We start from the raw sequence: 21,712 nt of genomic DNA on the forward strand, positions 1-21,712 counted from the left end.
CTCCTGAACCTACCCTTTGCCCGGCGCGGAAATCAATGGATCAGCTGGTCAGCAGGGGTTCCAGCGTACGCAGTGCAGCATCCCGGAGTCCGGCGGCGGAGGGGCCCGCTGAGAGGATGTCGCGGCTTGAGGTGCCCAGGACCTGCGAATAGGCGGCACCGAACGTTGCCCGCAGATCAGCAGCCGTGGCGCCCTGCGCGCCGAGCCCGGGCGCGAGGATGATTCCGCGCACCGCGGCCAGGTCCAGCTGGAGGTCCTGCAATGCAGCGCCTACGGTGGCGCCAACCACCAGGCCCACCGAGCCCAGGGTGCCCGGGTAGCGGGCGTTTTCCCCGGCTGCCGCCTCGGTGATCCGGCGCGCCACGGAATCCGCGCCGCCCACGTGCTGGACGGACGCGCCTTCCGGATTGGACGTCAGTGCCAGGACGAAGACGCCGCGGCCGTACTCTGCCGCAAGGTCCAGCGCCGGCCGCAGCGACTCGAAGCCGAGGTAGGGGCTCAGGGTCACCGAGTCCGCGGCCAGTGAAGAGCCGTCCCGGAGCCAGGCGTCGGCGTAGGCCGCCATGGTGGAGCCGATGTCGCCGCGCTTGGCGTCCGCAATGGTCAGCACGCCGGCTTCGGCAGCAGCTGCGAGCGTACGTTCGAGTACAGCCATGCCCACGGAGCCGTGGCGTTCGTAGAGCGCCACCTGCGGCTTCACGGCGGCAGCGAGCGAACCCACTGCCTCCACGACGGTGAGCGAGAAGCGTTCCAGGCCGGCGGCGTCGTCGTTCAGTCCCCAGGCCTTCAGCAGCGCCGGGTGCGGATCGATCCCCACGCACAGCGGACCGCGGTCCGCCATGGCGCGGCCGAGCCGGGAGCCGAAGGACTGCCGGCCGGCCGTCATTGCTGCCGCTGGCTCAGCCATTCTGCAGGGCCTTCAGGTTCTCGGCGTGTTCCTGCAGGCTGGTCACGGACCATTCGTAGGTGCGCTGCGCTTCGATGGCCTGGACCGCTGCATTGAACTCGGCCACCGTGGTGATGCACGGAATGCCGATGGAGGTTGCCGCGGCGCGCAGTTCGTAGCCGTCGATGCGGGCCTCGCCGCCGGAGGGCGTGTTGAAGACCATGTCGATCTCGCCGGCGATGATGAGGTCCGCAATGGTGCCTTCACCCTCGGCGCTGCTGCCCTCGGCGACCTTGCGGACCGGGGTTGCCTGGATGCCGTTACGGCGCAGGACGTCCGCGGTGCCGCCGGTGGAGACGATCTCGAAACCGAGGTCGGAGAGGCGCTTCACGCCCATGATCACCGAGCGCTTGTCCCGGTTGGCCACGGACACGAAGATCTTCCCTTCGGTGGGCAGCGCGTTGTTGGCGGCGGCCTGGCTCTTGGCGAAGGCGGTGTCGAAGTGCTTGTCGATGCCCATGACTTCGCCGGTGGAGCGCATCTCCGGGCCGAGGAGCGAGTCCACAACCTTGCCCTCCGGCGTGCGGAAGCGGCTGAACGGCAGCACGGCTTCCTTGACCGAGACAGGGGCGTCGAACGGCAGGGTGGAGCCGTCACCCGTTTCCGGCAGCATCTTGTAGGCGCTGCGGAGCTGGTTGATGGTGACGCCGGTGCCGATCAGCGCCGCCGCCTTGGCCATCTGGACGCCCGTGGCCTTGGACACGAAGGGCACCGTGCGGGAAGCGCGCGGGTTGGCTTCGAGGACGTACAGGACGTCCGAAGCCAGGGCGAACTGGATGTTGATGAGGCCGCGGACGCCCACGCCCTCGGCGATGGCCAGGGTGGCCGTCCGGACGCGTTCGATCACGTTGTTGCCCAGCGTGATCGGCGGAAGGACGCACGCGGAGTCGCCGGAGTGGATGCCGGCCTCTTCGATGTGCTCCATGATGCCGCCGAGGTACATATCGGTTCCGTCGTAGAGCGCGTCGACGTCGATTTCGACGGCGTCCTCCAGGAACCGGTCGATCAGCACGGGGTGCTCGGTGGTGATCTCGGTGGCGTTGGCGATGTAGCGGGAGAGGTTGGGCTCGTCATAGACGATCTCCATGCCCCGGCCGCCCAGCACGTAGGACGGGCGCACCAGGACCGGGTAGCCGATTTCGTCGGCGATCTTCTTGGCGTCCTCGAAGGACACGGCGGTGCCGTTCTTGGGCGAGATCAGCCCGGCCTCGTCCAGCACCCGGGAGAAGGCGCCCCGGTGTTCGGCGAGGTCGATCGCTTCAGGTGACGTGCCTAGGATGGGCACGCCGGCGTCGGCAAGCTGCTGCGCGAGCTTGAGGGGGGTCTGGCCGCCGAGCTGGACGAACACTCCCATCACCCCGCCGGTGCGCTCCTCCGCCGCGATGACTTCCAGTACGTCCTCGAGGGTCAGCGGCTCGAAGTAGAGGCGCGTGGAGACGTCGTAGTCGGTGGAGACGGTTTCCGGGTTGCAGTTGACCATGACGGTCTCGTAGCCGGCCTTGCGGAGCGCCATGGAGGCGTGCACGCAGGAGTAGTCGAATTCGATGCCCTGGCCGATGCGGTTGGGCCCGGAGCCCAGGATGATGATGGACGGCTTGGAGTGCAGCGCAACCTCGTCCTCCTCGTCGTAGGACGAGTAGTGGTACGGGGTGTAGGCGGCGAATTCGGCGGCGCAGGTATCCACGGTCTTGTAGACCGGCCGGATGCCCAGGGCCTGGCGGACACCGCGGACCACGGCTTCCGGGTTGTTGGTGAGCGCGCCGATCTGCTCGTCGGAGAAGCCGTGGCGCTTGGCGCGCTGCAGCATTTCCTGCGTCAGGGCGGTTGACTTGCGGATCTCCTGCGAGATCTCGTTGAGCAGCTGGAGCTGGTCAAGGTACCAGGGATCGATCTTGGTGGCCTCGAAGAGCTGCTCCACCGTGGCGCCGCCGAGCAGGGCTCGCTGCACCTGGTGCAGGCGTTCGGTGGTGGGCCGCTTGGCCTTTTCGATCAGCTCCGGGACTTCCCATTCCGGAACGTGGCTGAAGTCCAGCTGCGAACCCTTCTGTTCCAGGGAACGCAGGGCCTTCTGCAGCGCTTCGGTGAAGTTGCGGCCCATGGCCATGGCCTCGCCGACGGACTTCATGGTGGTGGTGAGGGTGGGGTCCGCTGCCGGGAACTTCTCGAAGGCAAAACGGGGAACCTTCACCACTACGTAGTCGAGCGTCGGCTCGAAGGAGGCCGGCGTCTTCTGGGTGATGTCGTTGGGGATCTCGTCCAGCGTGTAGCCCAGGGACAGCTTGGTGGCGATCTTGGCGATCGCGAAGCCGGTGGCCTTGGAGGCCAGCGCCGAGGACCGGGAGACGCGCGGGTTCATTTCAATCACCACGACGCGTCCGGTGTGCGGTTCGACGGCGAACTGGATGTTGCAGCCGCCGGTGTCCACGCCCACTTCGCGGATGACCGCGATGGAGATGTCGCGCAGGCGCTGGTATTCACGGTCCGTGAGGGTCAGCGCGGGAGCCACCGTGATGGAGTCGCCGGTGTGGACGCCCACGGGATCGAAGTTCTCGATGGAACAGACAACAACAACGTTGTCGTTCTTGTCCCGCATCATCTCGAGCTCGTATTCCTTCCAGCCGAGGATGCTCTCTTCGAGCAGGACCTCGCTGGTGGGGCTGTACTGCAGGCCCTGGCCGACGATCCGGCGCAGGTCATCCTCGCTGTAGGCCAGGCCGGAGCCGAGGCCGCCCATGGTGAAGGACGGGCGGACCACCATCGGGTAGCCGAGGTCCTCGGCAGCCTTCAGTGCTTCGTCCATGCTGTGGATGATGTGGCTGCGGGCGGACTCCGCGCCGCAGCGCTCCACAACGCCCTTGAACTTCTCGCGGTCTTCGCCGAGTTCAATCGCCGCGATGTTCGCGCCGATGAGTTCCACGTTGTACTTTTCCAGCACACCGTTCTTGTCCAGCGCAATGGCGGTGTTGAGGGCCGTCTGGCCGCCCAGGGTGGGCAGGATCGCGTCCGGACGTTCCTTGGCGATGATCTTCTCCACCACCTCGGGGGTGATGGGCTCCACGTAGGTGGCATCCGCGAACTCGGGGTCCGTCATGATGGTGGCCGGGTTGGAGTTGACCAGGATTACACGCAGGCCTTCCTCCTTGAGGACGCGGAGAGCCTGGGTGCCGGAGTAGTCGAACTCGGCGGCCTGGCCGATCACGATGGGGCCGGAACCGATGACCAGGACGCTCTTAAGGTCAGTTCTCTTGGGCATTACTTCTTGTCCTCAGTCTTGGATTCGGTGGGAGTCTTTGTGGACGCTGCCTTCTTCGTGTCCGCCATCAGGTCGATGAAGCGGTCGAAGAGGTAGGCGGCGTCGTGCGGTCCCGAGGCTGCTTCCGGGTGGTACTGCACCGAGAAGGCGGGGATGTCGAGGCAGGAGAGGCCCTCGACGACGTCGTCGTTCAGGCTGACGTGGCTGACTTCGACGCGGCCGTACCGCTCCTCGGGAGCCTGGGTGGCGCCGTCGAGCGGTGCGTCCACGGCAAAGCCGTGGTTCTGTGAGGTGATCTCCACCTTGCCGGTGCGGCGGTCCATGACGGGCTGGTTGATGCCGCGGTGTCCGTAGCGGAGCTTGTACGTGCCGAAGCCGAGGGCGCGGCCCAGGATCTGGTTGCCGAAGCAGATGCCGAAGTACGGCAGCTTTTCGTCCAGCACCGAGCGGAGCAGCTTGACCTGGTTGTCCGCCGTGGCGGGGTCGCCGGGGCCGTTGGACATAAAGAAGCCGTCCGGGTTGACCGCCTGGACGTCCGCCAGGGTGGCGGTTGCGGGCAGGACGTGGACGCGGACTCCTCGTTCGGCGAAACGGATGGGGGTCATGCGCTTGATGCCGAGGTCGATTGCGGCGATGGTGAAGCGCGGCTCGCCGTCCCAGCCCCAGTCCTTGGGCTCCACCACGTAGGCCTCGTCAACGCTGACTTCCTCGGCGAGGCGGGAGCCTTCCATGGGGGCGCTGGCCAGTACGGCGTTGAGGAGTTCCTTGTCCGTGGCGCGGGCGGCTTCGCCGGAGAAGATGCCGGCCCGCATGGTCTTGTGCTCGCGCAGGTGGCGGGTGATGGCGCGGGTGTCTACGCCCTGGATGCCCACGATGCCCTGTTCCACAAGCTCGTCGTCCAGGGAGCGCTCCGAGCGCCAGTTGGAGGGCCGGCGCGCCGCATCGCGGACAATGTAGCCGGCCACCCAGATGCGGCGTGATTCGGCGTCGTCCTTGTTGACGCCGGTGTTGCCGATGTGCGGTGCGGTCTGCACCACGAGCTGGCGGGCGTAGGAGGGGTCCGTGATGGTTTCCTGGTAGCCGGTCATGCCGGTGGCGAACACCGCCTCGCCGAGGGCGGTGCCGGTGGCGCCGTAGCTGGTGCCGCGGAACGTGCGGCCGTCCTCGAGCACCAGCACCGCGGGCGCGGAAGCCCCTCGTTCAGGTGCAGTATCTGCGTTTGCTGTTACTTCGGTTTCTGTCACGTTGTTACTTTCCACTATCGGCATCTGCCTGAGGGGCTGCGGAGATCAATTCTTGAAAAGCTGCGAGGACCGCGGGTTTGTCGGCGGCGCGGCGGGTCCGGAATCCGGTATCGAGTTCCCGGCCACCCAGGGTCCAGCTGGCCACCAGGAGTCCGTCTTTCTCGACGAACTTCCCGGCCATGCCGCTGTCCTGGCGGACTCCGGTGAGCCGGTCCGCCGGGATGAAGAGCGGCGCGGCGCCGGAGCGCTCGAACAGGACACCCTCCGGGTGCACGGTGAGTTCGGCGTCGGTGCGGATCCCCAGGCCGTGGACGGCGATGCGGTCCAGCCAGTCGCCGGCCGTGGTGGTGGCAACATACTGGCCGTCGGCGGTGGCCAGCGGCAGGCTCAGCCCGGCCGGGACCGCGGGCAGCTGTTCGACGTCGGACTGGCGCCGCAGGCGGTTCCGCCAGCCAACGCCGAGCAACACGAAGACCACCGCAATGATCGCCAGCATCGCGATTCCGGGGAGTACTTTGTCCATCAGTACCCGCCCGCGGGGGCCGTTGATTCGCCGTGGGGCCCGTGGCGGTACGGGGTGTTGAGCTCGCCGTTCAGGACGGTGGGGTGGCCCTTGAAGAACGTTGCCACCACCCTGCCCGGGAGTTCCCTCCCGGCGAACGGAGAGTTACGGCCCATGGTTGCCATCTTAGAAGGGTCCACGGTCCAGCGCGCAGCCGGGTCCACCAGCGTGACGTTGGCGGGTTCGCCTACTTCCAGGGGACGTCCCTGGTCGGCCACCCGTCCGATCACGGCAGGAGCGGTGGACGTCACCCGGGCGAAATCCTCCCAGCCCATGAGGCCGGTCTCGATCATGGTCTCCTGGACCACTGACAGCGCCGTTTCAAGGCCGGTCATGCCCATGGCCGCCTGCGCCCATTCGCACTCTTTGTGTTCGCTGGGGTGCGGGGCGTGGTCCGTGCCGACGACGTCGATGGTGCCGTCCGCCAGGGCGGCCCGCAGCGCCTGGACGTCAGAGTCCGTGCGCAGCGGCGGGTTGACCTTGTACACGGGATCGTAGCTGCGGACCAGTTCGTCGGTCAGGAGCAGGTGGTGCGGCGTCACTTCGGCTGTCACGTTGATCCCGCGGGCTTTGGCCCAGCGGATGATCTCCACCGAGCCGGCCGTGGAAACGTGGCAGACGTGCAGCCTGGACCCGACGTGCTGGGCCAGCAGGACGTCCCGGGCAATGATGCTTTCCTCTGCCACTGCCGGCCAGCCAGTGAGCCCGAGAACGGCGGAGACGTCGCCTTCGTTCATCTGGGCGCCGGCGGTGAGCCTGGGTTCCTGCGCGTGCTGTGCCACCACGCCGTCGAACGCCTTGACGTATTCAAGCGCACGGCGCATGAGCACGGGGTCGTGGACGCAGATGCCGTCGTCGGAAAAGACGCGGACCTGGGCGCGGGAATCTGCCATGGCACCAAGCTCGGCCAGCTGTTCGCCTGCGAGGCCGACGGTGACCGCGCCCACCGGGCGGACATCCACCCAGCCGGCCGTTCGTCCGAGGGTGTGCACCTGTTCCACCACGCCGGCGGTGTCCGCAACAGGGTTGCTGTTGGCCATGGCATGCACTGCGGTGTAGCCGCCGAGGGCTGCGGCGCGGGTGCCCGTTTCCACCGTTTCGGCGTCCTCCCGGCCGGGCTCGCGGAGGTGGGTGTGGATGTCCACCATGCCGGGCAGCGCCACCAGGCCCGCGGCCTCGATGACGGTGGCTCCGTCAGCTGCGTCTGTGCCTGCCAGGTCGGTGCCCCGTGCGGCGATGATGCCGTCGCGGATCAGGAGGTCTTCGGCTGCGCCGCCGAGAATCGATGCGCCGCGGACGAGGTAGGCCCCGGTGGTGGCTGCATCCTGTTGATCGTGTGCCATCAGTGGCTCTCCTTGGTGGAATAGGCGGCGTTGGTGGTGGCAGCTGGTTCGCGGGTGTCCCCGGAGAGCAGCAGGTACAGTGCGGCCATCCGGACGGACACACCGTTGCGCACCTGTGCCAGCACTGTGGAACGGGGTGAATCCGCGGCTGCAGAGGAAATTTCCAGTCCCCGGTTCATGGGGCCCGGGTGCATGATGATGGTGTCCTTCAGGCCCAGGCTGTCCAGGGCGCGGAGGCGGTTGTCGTCGAATCCCCAGCGGCGGGAGTATTCGCGGGTCGTGGGGAAGAAGGAGGCATTCATCCGCTCCCCCTGGACGCGCAGCATCATCACCGCGTCCACACCCTTCGCCAGGGTTTCGTCCATGTTGTAGCTGACGCTGCACGGCCATTGTCCGACGCCGATGGGCAACAGGGTGGGCGGCGCCACCAGGGTGACCTTTGCTCCGAGCGTGCGCAGCAGCCAGACATTCGAGCGGGCCACGCGCGAGTGCAGGACATCGCCGGCAATCGCGACGCGCATCCCTTTCAGGTCCGCCCCGGCAGACGGCGTCCCGTGCAGCCGGGCCCAGTGCCGGCGCATGGTGAACGCGTCGAGCAGCGCCTGGGTGGGGTGTTCGTGGGTGCCGTCGCCGGCGTTGATGACAGCGGCGTCGATCCAGTCCGTGGCTGCCAGCCGGTGCGGCGCACCGGAGGCCCAGTGGCGGATGACGACGGCGTCCGCGCCCATTGCGGCGAGCGTCTGGGCCGTGTCCTTGAGGGATTCGCCCTTGGAGACGGAGGACCCTTTGGCGGCGAAGTTGATGACGTCCGCGGAGAGCCGCTTCGCTGCGGCTTCGAAGGAGATGCGGGTGCGGGTGGAATCCTCGAAGAAAAGGTTCACCACGGTACGTCCCCGAAGCGCGGGAAGCTTCTTGACTTCCCGGTCACCCACCGCCGCCATTTCCTCTGCGGTGTCCAGGATGCGGATGGCGTTGGCCAGGCTGAGGTCTTCCGTTGAGAGCAGGTGTTTCATGCGCCTGCCTCGATGACCACTTCGTTGACGGGCGTGCCGTCCACGGAATCGGTCTCTTCGAGCCGGACCCGGACCTTTTCGGAGGACGACGTTGGGAGGTTCTTGCCAACGTGGTCCGCGCGGATGGGCAGTTCGCGGTGCCCGCGGTCGATCATGACGGCAAGCCGGACGATGCGCGGACGGCCGAGGTCCACGATGGCGTCGAGCGCTGCGCGGATGGTCCTGCCCGAATAGAGGACGTCATCGATCAGGACAACAACCTTGTTGTCGATGCCGGTGCGGGGAAGTTGCGTGGGGTACGGCGGCCGGGTGGGCTGGTGGGAGAGGTCGTCCCGGAACATGGTGACGTCCAGCTGGCCGACGATTGCGGCGGCATCCACGGTGGAATCGGCGGCGGCGATTTTCCTGGCCAGGCGGACGGCCAGCGGGTAGCCGCGGCGCGGAATGCCCAGCAGCACCAGATCCTGGGAACCTTTGTTGGCCTCGAGGATCTCATGGGCGATACGAGTGAGTGCACGGTCAATGTCCGCAGAGTTGAGCACAACCCTGGCCGGAACCGGTGCTTCTGTGACTGATGTCAACGCTCGTCTCCCCTTTCCCCGCCTCACGGGACGGAATTAAAAAAGGAACATTTGCCCTTCAAAATTACCACACGCTGCATCCCCGGCCCGCTGCCCGCCGGGCGCCGGTAAGGCGTTTAACATCACACCCGGCCGGTGGTGAGGGCTGCCACGTCCCCGCGCCTGTCGCCTTGGTAGCGGCAGTTACAGGGACATAGGCTCAGTTCCATGACATCGAACGCGCCCTGGCCGCAGCACGATCCGTCCGGCGGCCACGGATCCGGGCAGCAGCCCGCCTGGCCCCGGCAGGACCTTCCGCAGCAGACCAACCCCACCTGGATGGGCCAGGTCCGGCCCGATCATTACCATGCGGCGCCTGCCAGCAACTACGCGGCTGCGGTGAACACCATGATGCCTCCGGCCGCCGTGCGCAGCCGCTCCGGTGCAGGAGTGATCGGCCTCGTGGGCGGCGGCGGCTTCCTGGCTTTCGCCAGCCTCTTCCTGGTCCTCCCCTACCTCGTGGGCAACACCGGCGTCACCGGGTTCGTGATCGGTTTCATCGCTTCCCTGATTCCCTTGAGCGCCGTACTCCTGGCCGTCTACATCATTGACCGCTGGGAGCCCGAGCCCAAGCGCCTGTTGCTCTTCGCCTTCGTGTGGGGCGCCGCCGTCTCCATTTCCGTCACGCTGCTGCTCCAGCCCGTCTTTGCGCTGGCGGCGGCGGCGCCGCCTGTCGGCATGGACTACACCACCTTTGCCGTCACCGTGCAGGCTCCGGTGGTGGAGGAATTCGCCAAGTCCCTGGGCCTGTTGCTGCTCCTGGTGCTCGCGCGAAAGCATTTTGACGGTCCCGTGGACGGCGTGGTGTTTGCCTTCACCATTGCCGGCGGCTTCGCCTTCACGGAAAACATCCTCTACTTCGGCCGCGCCATTGCCGAGTCCGCCACACCGGGGACTGACCTGGCGATGGTGTTCTTCCTGCGGGGTGTGATGTCCCCGTTCGCCCACGCCATCTTCACGGGCACCACGGGACTCATCCTCGGTTTCGCTGCGCGCCGCTGGCACCCCGGGTTGTCCGTCGTGGCGTTCGTCGTCGGGCTGGTCCCCGCGATGCTCCTGCACAGCATGTGGAACAGCATGGGACAGGACTTCCTGGTGCAGTACATCGTGGTCCAGGTACCCATTTTCCTGGTGGCAGTCGTCGTTATTGTGCTGCTGCGCGTGGCGGAAAGCCGGCTGACCCGGCAGCGTCTCCTGGAATATGCCGCCGCTGGATGGTTCACGCCGCGGGAAGTGGAGATGCTGGCTACGGCCGGCGGACGCCGTTCCGGGGTCCGCTGGGCGAAGCAGTTCGGCCGGGGGCCGCAGATGAAGGCTTTCCAGCGCTCCGCCACCCGGCTTGCCTTCATCCGGCAACGGATCCTGAGCGGGCGGGACGTTCGGGCCCACCAGTTGGACGAACACCGCCAACTCGCGGAAATCGTGGCCCGCCGGGACGCCGTGCTCCGCTAGCGGGCGTAAAGGAAAGGACCGGCACCCGCCTGTAGCGGATGCCGGTCCTTTGTCTTGTTGCTACGCCAGCAGCGAGGGCTTCAGCTGCTGGAGCCGGCCGAGCAGGCCGTTAATGAACGACGGCGACTCGTCCGTGGACAGCGTCTTGGCCAGGGCGACTGCTTCGCTGACCGCCACGCCGTCGGGAACGTCGTCGTTGTAGAGCAGCTCCCACGTGCCGATGCGCAGGATGATGCGGTCCACCGACGGCATGCGTTCCAGCGTCCAGCCCTGGGAGTAGGTCTCCAGGAATTCGTCGATGGCAGCCTGGTGGGATACCACGCCTTCGACGATCTCAAGGGTGTAGGGGTTGACGATCTGGTCGGTTTGTTCGCGGCGCGACCGCAGCACATCGAAAGCCGAGAGGGAGCGCTGCTCCGCCTCGAAGAGAACATCCAGGGCCCGGTTACGGGCCTTACCGCGGGCGCTCACTAGTCGCTGACCCGGCCAAGGTAGCTGCCGTCGCGGGTGTCGACCTTGACCTTGGTGTTGTTCTCAACGAACAGCGGCACCTGGATCTCGTAGCCGGTTTCCAGCGTGGCCGGCTTGGTGCCGGCAGAGGAGCGGTCGCCCTGCAGGCCCGGCTCGGTGTAGGTGATTTCGAGCACGACGCTCGGCGGAAGTTCGATGTACAGGGGGGTGCCTTCGTGGATGGCGATGTTGACCATCTGGTTTTCGAGCATGAAGTTCGTGGCGTCACCCACGGTGGCGCCGGAGACGGTGATCTGGTCGTAGTCCTGGGTGTCCATGAACACGAAGTCTGCGCCGTCCTGGTACAGGTACTGGTAGTCGCGGCGGTCCACCGTGGCAGTCTCGATCTTGAGGCCGGCGTTGAAGGTCTTGTCAACCACCTTGCCGGACATTACGTTGCGCATCTTGGTGCGGACGAAAGCGCCGCCCTTGCCCGGCTTGACGTGCTGGAACTCGATGATGTTCCAGAGCTGGCCCTCAAGCTTCAGCACGGTTCCGTTCTTGATGTCGTTTGTGGTTGCCACGGGTATCCTCTGGTTTGTATCTGACTGCTTCTAGCCGCCAGCCGGTTATGTCAGGCAGGCACGCCAAAAGGCAGCCAGCGAGTATTTGTCAAAAATCCAAGAACCATTCTACCGGTAATGCCGGCGGGCTGCTGCGACGGCCCCTAGGACGACATTTCCAGGACTTTCCTGGCCCGCTGCAGCGCAACGGTGGACGAGTAGATCAACGCCGCGTCCGCGGCCCCCGCTACGCGCAGGTCCAGGGCCTTGGCGAACTCGTCGACAGCCGCTGCGGTGTTGCCGCCGGCGTAATAGGCACGTCCGAGGTGCTGGTGCGCCATGGCCTCCAGCTCGGTGCCCTGGACCTCTGCCAGCAGTTGGCGGTAGAGATCCACGGCACGGTCATAGCGCTTGGAAACCCGCAGGACCTCGGCTTCGAAGGCACGGAGCCGGAAGGACTCGGGATCGTTGTAGCGTGCTTCGGCCAGGAGCTCCGCGGCATCCCCTGCGTGGCCTTCCGCCAGGAGGACCATGATGCGGTCCGCGGGGTCGGAGGACGCCTGCAGCGCCAGGTTGCAGGCTTCTTCGTTGACGATTCCGGGCATGAGGGTGTCAGGGTTGATCTTGACACCCGGGAACCCGCCGTCCGGCCACTCGCTCGTGCCGCCCATGGCATCAATCATGACGTCGCCCATCATCAAGAGGCAATCTCCTGGTACGCGGCGAACAACAGGGACGTGTCCGGAACGTCCAGGATTCCCGGGCGTGCAACGCCGTCGAGGACCACAAAACGGAGGAGGTCGCCGCGGGACTTCTTGTCCCGGCGCATCCCGTCCAGCAGCCCCTGCCACCGGTCCCGGCGGTAGGTGATCGGGAGTCCGAGCAATTCCAGGATGGTGCGGTGGCGGTCGGCGTCGGCGTCGCTAAGGCGCCCCACGCTGCGGGCGAGTTCAGCCGCGAACATCATCCCCACCGACACGGCCGCGCCGTGGCGCCAGGAATAACGCTCCACCAGTTCGATCGCGTGGCCGAGGGTGTGACCGTAGTTGAGGATCTCGCGCCGGCCCGTTTCCTTGAGGTCCTCAGACACGACGTCGGCCTTCACGGCGATGGCGCGCTCGATCAGTTCGCGGAGGACTGCCGACTGCGGGTCGGTCACGGCGGACGGGTCCTTCTCCACGAGGTCCAGGATGGCGGGGTCGGCGATGAACCCGCACTTGATGACCTCAGCCATGCCCGAAATAAGCTCGTTCTTCGGCAGCGTGGTGAGCGTATCAAGGTCGGCGAGGGCCGCGGCCGGCGGGTGGAATGCACCCACCAGGTTCTTGCCCTCGGCCGTGTTGATGCCGGTCTTGCCGCCGACGGAGGCATCCACCATGCCGAGGAGGCTGGTGGGCATGTGGATGACCTTGACCCCGCGGAGCCAGGTGGCAGCCACGAAACCTGCGAGGTCCGTGACGGCGCCGCCGCCGACGGCGACTACGGCGTCCGAGCGGGTGAAGTCGTTTTGTCCCAGGACCTGCCAGCAGAACGCGGCGACCTGGATGTGCTTGCCTTCTTCGGCGTCCGGGATTTCCGCAGTCAGCGCAGTGAAACCGGCCGACTCCAGTTCGTCGCGGACAGTGTCGCCGGTGAGCCGCAGGGCACGCGGGTGTATGACCAGGACCCGTTTGACCCGCTCCCCCAGCAGCGCCGGAAGGCGTTCAAGCAGGCCGCGGCCCACAACGACGTCGTAGTTCTCAGCCGGCGACTTGCCGGTGACTTTGATGACGGTTGATTCGCTACTCACTTTTCAACTTCCTTTGTTGCGGCCACTGGCTCCGCCGCCGCGGTCTGTACCGCCGCGTACTCACGCAGCGCCTCTTCGAGCCGATGCCCAAGATCCGCGACGGATCCGTGGCGGACATCGAAGACAAGGTCGGCAAGCCGTTCATACACGGGCTGGCGGGTGGCGAAAAGCGCACGCCAGCGTCCCATGGCGTCTCCGGCCAGGAGCGGACGGCCCGAGTTCCGGGCAATCCGCTCGGAAACCGTGTCGGCGTCGCACTCAAGGTAGACAACGGTGCAGCGCCGAAGCAGCTGCTGGGTGCCGGAGTCGAGGACGGCACCGCCGCCGAGGGAAATGACGGTTCCGGTGTTCGCGGCCTCCTCGATGATGCGGGCGACGGTCCGGGCTTCAATTTCCCGGAACGCACGCTCGCCGCGGGCGGCGAAAATGTCCGGAATGGTGCCGTGGTTTTCGACGATCACGACGTCGGTATCCACAAAGGCCGCCCCCAGCTGTTGCGCAAGCTGGTGGCCGATTGCCGATTTGCCGACGGCCATGGGTCCGATAAGCGCAATGGGCCGCCCGGCCGCAGCGCCTTTCCTGCTGCTGGCCGGCACTACTGGCCGATCGAGTCCAGGGACGCCGGAATGTTGTCCAGGTAACCCTTGATATTGCGTGCCGTTTCCGCGACCGAGTCGCCGCCGAACTTCTCCGCCACTGCCTCGGCCAGCACCAGCGCCACCATGGCTTCAGCCACTACGCCGGCGGCCGGAACAGCACAGACATCCGAGCGCTGGTGGTGAGCCTTGGCTGCTTCCCCGGTGCTGACATCGATGGTCTTCAGTGCGCGCGGAACGGTGGCAATGGGCTTCATCGCCGCACGGACGCGGAGGACGTCGCCGATGCTCATCCCGCCTTCGATGCCGCCGGCCCGGTTGCTGGTGCGGATGATCCGGCCGTCGGAGTCCTTGACGATTTCGTCGTGGGCGGCCGAGCCACGGCGGGAGGCGGTCAGGAAGCCGTCGCCCACTTCAACCCCCTTGATGGCCTGGATGCCCATCAGGGCGGCGGCGAGGCGGGAGTCGAGCCGGCGGTCCCAGTGGACGTAGCTGCCGAGGCCGGGCGGAAGGCCGTAGGCCAGCACCTCCACCACTCCGCCGAGGGTTTCGCCTTCCTTGTGGGCGGCGTCCACCTCGGCCACCATGGCGTCCGAGGTTTCCCGGTCAAAGCAGCGGAGGGGATCCGCATCCAGGGCGATCACGTTGGCGGGTACGGGCAGCGGGCGCCCTTCCGGCACGGCGACGCTGGCGATGGACACCGTGTGGCTGACCAGTTCGATGCCCAGTTGCTTGAGGAACTGCGACGCCACGGTGCCCAGTGCGACGCGGGTGGCGGTTTCGCGGGCACTGGCGCGCTCCAGTACCGGGCGTGCTTCATCGAAGCCGTATTTCTGCATTCCCGTGAAGTCCGCGTGGCCGGGACGCGGACGCGTCAGCGGTGCATTGCGCGCCTGGTCGGCGAGGACTTCAGGGGCAACCGGGTCCGCAGACATGATCTGCTCCCACTTGGGCCATTCAGTGTTGCCCACCTGGATGGCCACGGGGCCGCCCTGGGTCATGCCGTGGCGCACACCGCCGAGGACGGTCACCACGTCCTGCTCAAACTTCATCCGGGCACCGCGGCCGTAACCGAGGCGCCGACGGGCCAGGGCATCGGCGATCTGGCTGCTGGTGAGTTCAACACCGGCAGGCACGCCTTCAATAATTCCGACCAGTGCCGGTCCATGGGATTCACCGGCAGTCAACCAACGCAACATAAAATCCATCCTGCCACGTAGGGCGGTTAGAACACTCGTCGGGGTGCCCCGACTGCGTCACACATCACATCTATGACTTCGGCCGTGACGCGGTCGCCGAGGCCGCTGAAGAACCGGACCTGCTCCACCGCCTGGTACAGCAGCATCTCCAGGCCGGGAACGACGGCGCCTCCTCCGTCCTGCCAGACCGAGGCAATCCGGCTGGGCCAGGGATCGTAGGCGACATCCAGCAATACCCCGGGAGTCCGGGTCCCGAGGGCCGCGAGCTCATCGGCCAGGGCGTCCGCCCCGCGGGGCGGGAGCGTGGTAATGACGACGTCGGCGGCGGCCATTGCCGCGGCCGCCCCGGACAGCGGCAGGATGCGGACAGAAAGGCCCACACCTTCGGAGGCGGCGCGGGCTTCCGCCGCCCGGCCCACGTCACGTACGAAAACATCGGCAGACGGGGCGCCGAGATCCTTGAGCGCAGCGATCGCCGCGGCAGCGGTGCCGCCGCCGCCCAGGACAACAGCTGACGGCGCGGACACCACGCCGGCATGCTGCACGGCGTTGACGATGCCTGCGACGTCGGTGTTGTAACCGATCCGTCGCACTGATGCCCCGTCGGCTTCAAACACAACGGTGTTGACCACTCCGAGGATGCCGGCCACGCCGCGCACCTCATCCACCTCGGAAACCATGGCGGTCTTGAGCGGCATGGTGACGGACAGGCCGCGCCAGCCGGGCTCGTCGCGGACCGACGCCATGAACGCGGGAAGGTCCGCGACGGTCACATCGATGGCGGAGTACTCGACGTCCACGCCCAACCGGGCGTAGGCAGCGCGGTGCAGGGCCGGGGACTTTGAATGGCCGATCGGGTGCCCAAGGACGGCAGCCTTCAAGGTCACGTGCAACGTCCTGCGTTGGCGGCGCACCAGGCGTTGTACTGCTCCACATACTGGTTGTGCTCAGCCAGCGTCTTGGAGAACTTCGTCTCCTTGGTGTCCAGGTTGATGGTCACCCAGTACATGTAATCGTTCGTCTTCGGCTTGGCCGCCGCATCGATGGCGTTCTTGCCCGGCGACCCGATGGGGCCCACCGGAAGTCCCTGGTTGGCGTAGGTGTTGTAGGGGTTCGACTTGTCAGCCTTCTGGTCCTCGTCGATGTGGAAGCTCTTGATTCCCAGCCCGTAGGTCACCGTCGCATCGGACTGGATCAGCCCGGCCGTCTCGGTGTTGTTCGGCTTGAGCCGGTTGTAGATGGCGCCGGCCACGTCGCCGTACTCGGCCTGCCCGCCCTCGGCCTGGACGATGCTGGCGACCGTGACCACGTCGTATTGCTTCGCGGGATCGGTGACCCCCTGGGCCTTGAGCTCGTCGGTGGTGGTGGTCACGAGGTTCTGGAGGATCTCCTTGGCCGGCGTCCCCAGCGGGAAGCGGTGCTCGCCGGGTGCCAGATAGCCCTCAAGGTTCTTGGCCTTGGCCGGCAGCCCGAACTGGGCCGGGGAATCGCTGAGCGTCTTGAGCTGGGCGATCGGAATACCCGACCCCTGGGAGATGGCCTGCAGCGATTCGCCGATCCGCAGTCCGGCGCTCAGGGCAAAGTACATGACCTTGCCTTCGCCCTTGCCCAGCAGCACGGCCACGGCGTCGGAATTCTTCATCTCCTGGCGGAACTGGAATTCGCCCGGGGCGATGGTGCCGCCGGAAGCCGTGAGCTCCCGCAGGAACGTGTCCGCGTTCGCGACGACCTTCTGGTCAGCGAGCTTGGTGGCAACGGACCTGGTGCCTTCACCCGGCTCAACGGAAACATTCACCTCGCCGGTGCCCGGCCCCGGGTAATCGGCGATGGTGTCGCCGCCCAGCAGGGGTTTGAGGAACTGGGCTCCTACCACCAATGCGGTGACGAAAACCGCCAGCGTCAGCAAAAGCGCCAGCCAGCGGCGACGGCGGCGGACCTTTTTCGACTTGGCCGGAACGACAGCCACTGACGAACTGCCAGCCATCAGCTGGTGTGCCGGCTCCTCATAGTGCTCGTCGGGGTGCTCCCCCGCCGCGTAGAGGTCGGCGTCGTCGTAGACATGGTGCGCCTCGTCCTCGTGGTGCCCTGCGAAGTCGTGGTGCCCTGCGTCCTCGTGGTGCTCCGCGTAGTCCTGGTGCCCGGCGAAGTCGTGGTGCTCCGCGTAGTCCTGGTGCGCCCCGTCCTCGTGGTGAACGGCGTCTCCGTGCTGCTCAGCCGGCGCCCCATGGGCATGCGGAGCCAACTCCGCGGAGCTTTCGTGGTGCACAGTCCCGTCGTGGCGAAGTTCCGCGTCCTGCTGGACTGTGGGCGGCTCCGCCGGCATGGCGGGCGGGACCTGCGGCGAGTGGCCGGTTTCGAACGCCTGCGGTGGGACCACGTCATTGCCTTCGGTGGTCAGGGATTTCTCCCTGGCACGGACTTCCTTGCGCGTCAGCTGACGTCCGGAGTCACTGAATTCCTCACCTGAGGACTCGCCGCTGTTAACCGGGCTCACTGTTGCCTTCCATTTTCTGAAGATTGCACATTGACTCCGGGGACTGCCCGCTCAGCGTTTTCCGCTGCGGCGTCCCCGGGAAGCCCCGGCTGGGAGACCGCGAACACGCGGCTTCCCACATCCGTTCCCCTGGCTTTTTGCATGTCGATTGCGTGCTGGAGTATTCCTGCTGCCGCAACCTGATCCACTACCTTACGGTGGTTCCGGCTGCTCATGCCAGCTTCGTGCAGGTTGCGGTGGGCCGTCACCGTGCTCAAGCGCTCGTCCACGAGCTGTACCGGAATGTCACAGCCGTTGGCCGCAAGCGCGTCCGCCAGCAACTCCGCGTAGTCCGTCGCCATCCGCGCCGAAGCATGCTCTTCGCCCTTGAGCGTCCGGGGCAGCCCGACGAAGACCTGCACGGCACCAAGCTCGGCGGCCAGGGCCGCAAGGACACGGACATCCGTATTCTTCCTGGCGTTCCGTTCCAGCGTCTTCAACGGTGTGGCCAGGATGCCGTCAAGATCGCAGACGGCGACGCCCACACGGACCGTGCCTACGTCCACCCCCAGTTTGATGCCCCGGGGGTAGGCGTCGGTTGCAGCAGATTGATTCACGGTTCAGCTATCGCCTCGTAATGGCGTCCACGACGGCGGTCAGCGCCGCCGGCACCTTCGACGCATCGGTACCGCCGCCCTGCGCGACGTCGTCCTTGCCACCGCCGCCGCCGCCGAGGATTCCGGCTGCGAGCCGGACAAGGGCTCCGGCCTTCACGCCCGCCGCGCGGGCCGCCTCGTTGGTGGCGACCAGGATTACGGGGCGGTCGTTGCTTACACCGGCCACCGCAACTGCGGCGGCCTCGGAGCCCAGGCGGCTGCGCAGGTCGAGGGCCAGCCCGCGGAGGTCGTCAGCGCCGCTGACCTGTCCGGCGTCATGCGCAATGACCTTCACCCCCGCAGCGTCCTTGGCCGTACCGACCAGCTGCGCAGCGGCAGCGGTCAGCTGCTCCTTGCGGAGGCGCTCCAGTTCCTTTTCCACGGTCTTGAGCTTGGTCAGGGTGGTGGCAATGCGGTCTGCCAGCAGGCCTGAGGGCACCTTCAGCATCTCGGTGAGCTCCGTGACCAGCGCGCGCTCGGCGGCGAGGTGGCGGAACGCCTCCATTCCCACGAAAGCTTCCACGCGGCGGTTGCCCGAGCCCACGGACTGGTCGCCCAGCAGGGACAGGCTGCCGATGAGTGAGGTGTTGGCCACATGGGTGCCGCCGCAAAGCTCGCGGGACCAGGCGCCGTCGATCTCCACGACCCGGACTTCGTTGCCGTAGTTCTCGCCGAACAGCGCCATGGCGCCGAGGGCCTTGGCCTCGGCCAGGGCCATTACCTTGGTCTCCACCTGGAAGTTGTTGCGAATGGCAAGGTTGGAAACTTCTTCGATCTCGGAGCGCGTTGCGGCGCTGAGTCCCTCGCCCCAGGCGAAGTCGAAGCGCAGGTAGCCGGCCTTGTTGTAGGAACCGCGCTGCAGGGCCTCAGGGCCGAGGATCTGGTGCAGGGCCGCATGGACGATGTGCGTGCCCGTGTGGGCCTGCTCTGCGGAGTGGCGCCGCTCGCGGTCCACCGCTGCCTGCACGAGCGAGTCGGCACCGATTTCGCCCTCGCGGACGATCGCCTTGTGCACGCTCAGGCCCTTGACGGGACGCTGGACATCCAGGACCTCGACGACGAATCCGTCACCCGTGATGAGCCCGGTGTCGGCGGCCTGGCCGCCGGCTTCCGCGTAGAACGGGGTCTCTGCAAGGACGAGCTCGATTTCCTCGCCCGTGGAGGCCTGGGACACCTTGCGGCCGCCGGACAGGATGCCGCGGACCTTGGACTCGCCTGCGAGCTCGGTGTAGCCGGTGAAAACCGTCTCACCCTCTGCCAGCAGCTCCTGGAAGGCGCTGAGGTCGGCGTGCGCACCCTTCTTGCCCTTGGCGTCCGCCTGGGCGCGCTGGCGCTGCTCGAGCATCAGCTTGCGGAATTCGGGTTCGTCAACCTTAAGTCCGGCTTCTTCCGCCATTTCCAGCGTCAGGTCGATCGGGAAGCCGTAGGTGTCGTGCAGGGCAAAGGCATCGGCACCTGAGAGCGGCCGGCCGGCTGCCTTGGAATCCTTCACGGCGTCCTCCAGGCGGGCCGTGCCGGACGCGATGGTCCGCAGGAACGCCTTTTCTTCGGCGTAGGCGATGCGGCTGATGCGGTCGAAGTCGGTCTCCACCACCGGGTAGACGCCCTTCATGGCGTCGCGGGAAGCGGGGAGGAGATCCGGCAGGCAGGCCTTTTCGACGCCGAGCAGGCGCATGGAGCGCACGGCACGGCGGATCAGGCGGCGCAGCACGTAGCCGCGGCCTTCGTTGGAGGGGGTGACGCCGTCGGCGATCAGCATCAGGGCGGACCGGATGTGGTCCGCCACCACCCGCATCCGGACATCGTCGGTGTGGTGCGGATCGTCGGCGGACTCGGCCGAGGTGTATTCCCTGCCGGAGAGTTCAGCGGCCTTGTCGATGACGGGACGGACCTGGTCGGTCTCGTACATGTTCTCGACGTCCTGCAGGATCATTGCCAGGCGTTCCATGCCCAGTCCGGTGTCGATGTTCTTCTTGGGCAGTTCACCCGTGATGTCGAAGTCCACCTTCGAGCGGACGTTGTCGATCTGGTACTGCATGAACACGAGGTTCCAGATTTCAACGTAGCGGTTCTCGTCGGCAACGGGGCCGCCCTCGACGCCGTAGGACGGGCCGCGGTCGTAGTAGATCTCGGAGCAGGGGCCGGCCGGGCCGGGCTGGCCGGTGGACCAGTAGTTGTCCGCCTTGCCCATCCGCTGGATCCGTGCGGCGGGCATGCCGGTGTTCTTGAGCCAGAGCTGCTCGGCCTCGTCGTCCTCTTCGTAGACGGTGACCCAGAGCTTCTCGGGCGGCAGTCCGTATCCGCCGTCGTCAACACTGGTGGTGAGCAGTTCCCAGGCGAACTTGATGGCGTCTTCCTTGAAGTAGTCGCCGAAGGAGAAGTTGCCGCACATCTGGAAGAAGGTGCCGTGGCGGGCGGTCTTGCCAACTTCTTCGATGTCGCCCGTGCGGATGCACTTCTGCACGCTGGTGGCGCGGTTGTAGGGCGCCTCTTCGCGGGCCGTCAGGTACGGAATGAACGGAACCATGCCGGCCACCGTGAACAGCAGGGAGGGGTCGCTGGAGACCAGTGATGCGGAAGGCACCGCCGTGTGGCCCTTACTGACAAAAAAGTCGATCCAGCGCTTGGTGATCTCCTGCGACTTCATAACCTGGTTACTTACCCTTCTTGGTGTACTGCGTGTAGTTCTGATGCGTGTGGTTCACGCAATGAAACGCCTGGCTGCCCTGGCACATGCCGGAGCCACCGGTTTAATTCTCCCCTACGCCGGGCATTGCGATGTCCGCGCGGGTACCGGATTGGCTACCGGGCCGCCCTGGGACGGCTTTTGGCGCTGCGGGCTAGCGGCGCACCAGGTCCTGGCTGTCGATGCCCAGCGCTGCCCTCAGGTCCGTCTCCCGTTCCTGCATGCCGTCGCGGACTGCGTCAGCGAAGTCGTAGATGCCGTCGGCCAACCGTCCCACCGCGCGGTTGAGGCCTTCGGGGCCCAGGGTGGACTGGGCCTCGGTGATCTTGCGGAAGGCGATGACGCCAATGGCGACGCCGATTCCCATCCAGAGGATTCTTTTCATTGAGTGCTCCGTCGGGATTAGCGGCTGCGGCGGCCGGTGGCGGGTTTCTTCTTGGCAGAGAGGGCGGAGCGGACTCCGTAGCTGAAGGCTGCCACCTTGATCAGCGGAGATCCCACGGTTGCCGCCACAAGGGACGAGAGTGCGGAGATATTGGCTGAGGCGTCCGAGACATTGGATGAGATGCCGTCAACTTTTTTGAGCTGCTGGTTCGTGGTGGAAACCGTGGCGGTGACTTCGTCCATGAGGGGCGTGGCACCGTCGCTAATGGAACGGATGGACGTCCGGACTTCGTCAAAAACCCGTCCGAGCTTCAGGATCGGCACGGCGAGTAGCAGCACGAGGAGCGCAAACACCCCTGCCGCGATCAGGCCGGCAATATCGCCACCAGACATAGACGTTCATCTCCTTGTATTTCCGTGGACTGCTGCGGGTTCGGCACTGGTCCGTGGCCGCTCTTGCGGAACTCCCCCCAGTACCTTACA

The 21,712-nt window shown here is 66.4% G+C and carries 20 protein-coding genes; 1 reads left to right on the plus strand and 19 read right to left on the minus strand.

What is annotated here, in order from left to right:
* Positions 1–40: 40 nt before the first annotated feature.
* The 7 genes from pyrF to pyrR are packed head-to-tail and all read right to left on the minus strand — an operon-like array spanning position 41 to position 8,942.
* Positions 41–907 carry an orotidine-5'-phosphate decarboxylase gene (gene pyrF / locus TV39_RS11575; RefSeq protein ID WP_043481793.1) on the minus strand — a complete coding sequence of 289 codons (867 nt, stop codon included), beginning with the start codon at positions 905–907 and terminating at the stop codon, positions 41–43.
* On the minus strand, positions 900–4,199 hold the full coding sequence (gene carB / locus TV39_RS11580) for a carbamoyl-phosphate synthase large subunit (protein ID WP_043481795.1): 3,300 nt from the start codon (positions 4,197–4,199) through the stop codon (positions 900–902). Before carB ends, pyrF begins: the two co-directional genes overlap by 8 nt.
* Positions 4,199–5,467 carry a glutamine-hydrolyzing carbamoyl-phosphate synthase small subunit gene (gene carA / locus TV39_RS11585; protein WP_043481797.1) on the minus strand — a complete coding sequence of 423 codons (1,269 nt, stop codon included), beginning with the start codon at positions 5,465–5,467 and terminating at the stop codon, positions 4,199–4,201. The genes carB and carA overlap by 1 nt, the downstream gene beginning before the upstream one ends.
* On the minus strand, positions 5,448–5,966 hold the full coding sequence (locus TV39_RS11590) for a PH-like domain-containing protein (RefSeq protein WP_043481800.1): 519 nt from the start codon (positions 5,964–5,966) through the stop codon (positions 5,448–5,450). Before TV39_RS11590 ends, carA begins: the two co-directional genes overlap by 20 nt.
* Positions 5,966–7,348 carry a dihydroorotase gene (locus TV39_RS11595; RefSeq protein WP_043481803.1) on the minus strand — a complete coding sequence of 461 codons (1,383 nt, stop codon included), beginning with the start codon at positions 7,346–7,348 and terminating at the stop codon, positions 5,966–5,968. Before TV39_RS11595 ends, TV39_RS11590 begins: the two co-directional genes overlap by 1 nt.
* On the minus strand, positions 7,348–8,361 hold the full coding sequence (locus TV39_RS11600) for an aspartate carbamoyltransferase catalytic subunit (protein ID WP_043481806.1): 1,014 nt from the start codon (positions 8,359–8,361) through the stop codon (positions 7,348–7,350). Before TV39_RS11600 ends, TV39_RS11595 begins: the two co-directional genes overlap by 1 nt.
* Positions 8,358–8,942 (minus strand): bifunctional pyr operon transcriptional regulator/uracil phosphoribosyltransferase PyrR, encoded by a 585-nt coding sequence (gene pyrR / locus TV39_RS11605; protein ID WP_043481807.1) that lies wholly within the window; start codon positions 8,940–8,942, stop codon positions 8,358–8,360. The genes TV39_RS11600 and pyrR overlap by 4 nt, the downstream gene beginning before the upstream one ends.
* A gap of 207 nt (positions 8,943–9,149) precedes the next feature.
* Here pyrR and TV39_RS11610 point away from each other — a divergent pair, with 207 nt between their 5' ends.
* Positions 9,150–10,433, plus strand: coding sequence for a PrsW family intramembrane metalloprotease (locus tag TV39_RS11610; RefSeq protein ID WP_043481809.1), 1,284 nt, complete (start codon positions 9,150–9,152; stop codon positions 10,431–10,433).
* A 60-nt stretch (positions 10,434–10,493) separates the two neighbouring features.
* Here the strand turns inward: TV39_RS11610 and nusB are convergent, their stop codons facing one another.
* The 12 genes from nusB to TV39_RS11670 form a co-directional block, all read right to left on the minus strand.
* Entirely contained in the window at positions 10,494–10,904 is a 411-nt protein-coding gene (gene nusB / locus TV39_RS11615; protein WP_043481810.1) for a transcription antitermination factor NusB, read from the minus strand.
* Positions 10,904–11,467, minus strand: coding sequence for an elongation factor P (efp, locus tag TV39_RS11620; protein ID WP_043481812.1), 564 nt, complete (start codon positions 11,465–11,467; stop codon positions 10,904–10,906). The genes nusB and efp overlap by 1 nt, the downstream gene beginning before the upstream one ends.
* 143 nt (positions 11,468–11,610) lie before the next feature.
* Positions 11,611–12,144, minus strand: a complete 534-nt coding sequence (locus tag TV39_RS11625; RefSeq protein ID WP_043481814.1) for a tetratricopeptide repeat protein — start codon at positions 12,142–12,144, stop codon at positions 11,611–11,613.
* The gene (gene aroB, locus TV39_RS11630; protein ID WP_043481817.1) at positions 12,144–13,235 is read right to left on the minus strand and encodes a 3-dehydroquinate synthase; all 1,092 of its coding nucleotides are present in this window, start codon (positions 13,233–13,235) and stop codon (positions 12,144–12,146) included. Before aroB ends, TV39_RS11625 begins: the two co-directional genes overlap by 1 nt.
* Entirely contained in the window at positions 13,232–13,831 is a 600-nt protein-coding gene (locus TV39_RS11635) for a shikimate kinase (protein WP_442853493.1), read from the minus strand. The genes aroB and TV39_RS11635 overlap by 4 nt, the downstream gene beginning before the upstream one ends.
* Complete coding sequence (aroC, locus tag TV39_RS11640) at positions 13,831–15,030, minus strand: chorismate synthase (protein WP_043481820.1); 1,200 nt, start codon at positions 15,028–15,030, stop codon at positions 13,831–13,833. Before aroC ends, TV39_RS11635 begins: the two co-directional genes overlap by 1 nt.
* Positions 15,031–15,056: 26 nt before the next feature.
* A complete protein-coding gene (locus tag TV39_RS11645; RefSeq protein WP_043481823.1) occupies positions 15,057–15,917 on the minus strand; it encodes a shikimate dehydrogenase in 861 nt (286 codons plus the stop codon).
* Positions 15,914–17,524 carry an endolytic transglycosylase MltG gene (mltG, locus tag TV39_RS11650; protein ID WP_043481825.1) on the minus strand — a complete coding sequence of 537 codons (1,611 nt, stop codon included), beginning with the start codon at positions 17,522–17,524 and terminating at the stop codon, positions 15,914–15,916. Before mltG ends, TV39_RS11645 begins: the two co-directional genes overlap by 4 nt.
* Positions 17,521–18,120 (minus strand): Holliday junction resolvase RuvX, encoded by a 600-nt coding sequence (ruvX, locus tag TV39_RS11655; protein ID WP_043481827.1) that lies wholly within the window; start codon positions 18,118–18,120, stop codon positions 17,521–17,523. Before ruvX ends, mltG begins: the two co-directional genes overlap by 4 nt.
* Before the next feature lie 7 nt (positions 18,121–18,127).
* Positions 18,128–20,806 (minus strand): alanine--tRNA ligase, encoded by a 2,679-nt coding sequence (gene alaS / locus TV39_RS11660; protein ID WP_043481829.1) that lies wholly within the window; start codon positions 20,804–20,806, stop codon positions 18,128–18,130.
* A gap of 193 nt (positions 20,807–20,999) precedes the next feature.
* Positions 21,000–21,230 (minus strand): DUF6167 family protein, encoded by a 231-nt coding sequence (locus TV39_RS11665; RefSeq protein WP_235347369.1) that lies wholly within the window; start codon positions 21,228–21,230, stop codon positions 21,000–21,002.
* 17 nt (positions 21,231–21,247) lie between these two features.
* On the minus strand, positions 21,248–21,622 hold the full coding sequence (locus tag TV39_RS11670) for a DUF948 domain-containing protein (protein ID WP_043481831.1): 375 nt from the start codon (positions 21,620–21,622) through the stop codon (positions 21,248–21,250).
* Positions 21,623–21,712: the final 90 nt, after the last annotated feature.

This window comes from Arthrobacter sp. SPG23 (assembly GCF_000876655.1).
In the GTDB taxonomy this organism is placed as follows: Bacteria; Actinomycetota; Actinomycetes; order Actinomycetales; family Micrococcaceae; genus Arthrobacter.